The organism is Peribacillus sp. (genome assembly GCF_059453735.1).
In genome coordinates this window covers 1-2,127 of sequence record NZ_JAZVJO010000384.1, presented here as the reverse complement: position 1 = coordinate 2,127, position 2,127 = coordinate 1, and the positions used below count along the sequence as shown (strand labels likewise).

At 39.4% G+C, this 2,127-nt stretch carries 2 protein-coding genes; both read left to right on the top strand.

Features of this window, described 5'->3' with window-relative positions:
• Nucleotides 1–1,448, top strand: a 1,448-nt coding sequence (locus AC52RT_RS12445; protein ID WP_495541041.1) for an extracellular solute-binding protein, incomplete at its 5' end; no start/stop codon positions are given.
• Nucleotides 1,449–1,461: 13 nt separating this feature from the next.
• Nucleotides 1,462–2,127: ADP-ribosylglycohydrolase family protein (locus AC52RT_RS12440; protein ID WP_495541040.1), on the top strand; the 666-nt coding region annotated here is incomplete at its 3' end.

The window sequence follows — 2,127 nt, the reverse complement described above, 5'->3', positions numbered from 1 at the left end:
TAGCTATATTTATATTTACATTGTTACTAATACTTACTACGCCTGCCTGTTCAGATAAAACAGCAAAAGAAAACGAGGAAGATTCAGGAGGTACAAAAACGATAAAGGTAGTGTACAAAGATGAAGGGCCCTCTAACCCAGTGGCTAAAACCTATTATGCTAACCTAGAAAAGGCTCTGAAAAAGGATGAAAAGTTAGATGTTAAATTTGAACTGGTGGAAATGCCGCAGGGAACTTATTCTGAAAAATTAAATTTGCTGCTTCTCAGTGGAGATATTCCTGATTTAATTTATTTTCAGGGCGGAGATCAGCAAATGGTTGAACAGCAATTGTTAGAGGATTTAACGCCATATATCGAGAAATCTACTTATATTAAAAAAGTGATGGGAACACATAGTGTGGAAAGAATGAAGAATTATCCGTATTTGTTATGGATTAAGCCACTGGATTCTAAAACACCCGTTATCCGCACAGATTGGCTGGAGCAGACGGCAAGTTCGAAAGAATTAATGGAGAACCCTACAGTAGATAACTACTATACATTTTTCAAGGAACTCGTGGCTCAATCGTCTGAAGGGAAGCCAAAATACGCGATTACGACTGCAGGAGACATCGCGGAGCTTGATTATCTATTCGAAATGGCCTTTGGGATTAATCAAACATGGTTAAAAAATGGCGATGGCTATGAATATTCCAAAGTATCAACCAAGGAAAAAGAGAAGCTCGCTTTTTACAATAAGTTATATAAGGAAGGCTTGCTTGATCCACAATATTTAACGAAGCAATGGGATACAAAAGAAAAAGCGTTTTATGATGGCGAAACCGCGGTGATTGTCGGAACCAATGGTAAGGTTGTTGATATTTACAATGGGAAAATGAAACAGGTGAATGGCGATAGTGCAGGAGTTTCCGTTCTTCCGCCAGCAAAAGGCGAATTTCAAGGATATGCCCCGACTGATATTACCAAAGAATCACGGGGGTTAGCTATTTCGTCTCAATCCAAAAACAAGGATACGGTGTTCAAAATTCTAGATTACCTTGCAAGTCCTAAAGGGCAAATGTTTGATCGTCTAGGATTTGAAGGGGAGCACTACCAAGTAACCGATTCAGGCATTGAACTAAACGAGAAATATTATAATGAGTGGTATGCAAGGTATTGGGAGCCTGAAGAGTTCACACCTGAAAAGGCGCTGAAAACTCCATTATTAAGTGAGCCTGCTGAAAAATCTAGAGAACTTGCGAACGAATTTTACAGCGAGGATAACCTTTTTCTTATTCCAGAGGAACTCGTATCTAAATGGGACGCTATGGAAAATCTCTACAAAGAATATGCCACAGATATTATTACGGGTAAACAGCCGATTGGAAATTTCGATAAGTTTGTTAGTGAATGGAAAAAAGCAGGCGGCGATGAAGTGACGGAGTATGCGAATAAAAATATAAAATAAAGGAGTTCTATGGATGCCCTCATTTCAGGAAAAAGTCAGCGGGGTGATTTATTCAACCGCGCTAGGCGATGCATTAGGTGCTCCTATTGAAAAGTTAAGTTACCAGGATATTAAAGAGCGATATGGCCGTGTAGAATCACTTAAGACTGAGTGGTATAAAACAACTAGTCAAGAGACAATGGGGAAAAGACGTGGAAATGGAATTACAACAGATGATACCCTATTGACAATCGTTTTAATAAACCTTTTTATAAAGGAAAAAAGGCACCTAGATGCATATGATATGGGGAATGGTTTTGTTAAGAAGATAGCCTTTGAACCAACCTATATTCCTGAGTTCGATAAAACAGCGATGATTATTGATCGGTTGTTTTATCCTGAAAAATATATCTTTATCCGTCATGTTCTAGCTAATTGTGAACCTAGAGAAGGCGGGCTTGGCAATATGGTTAATTGCGGTGCCGCTATGTATATCGCACCAATCGGCATTGTGAATGCAGGAAATCCGAAAGCCGCATATGATGAAGCGATATTATTTGCGATGGGACATCAAAACAGCTATGGATTAGAAGCAGCCGGTGTGTTAGCGGCATGCGTAGCTAAGGCATTTGAACCTGATGTGACGGTCAATGATATTATTGAAACCGCTCTTATGCTGGCTAAGGATGGAACCAGGATG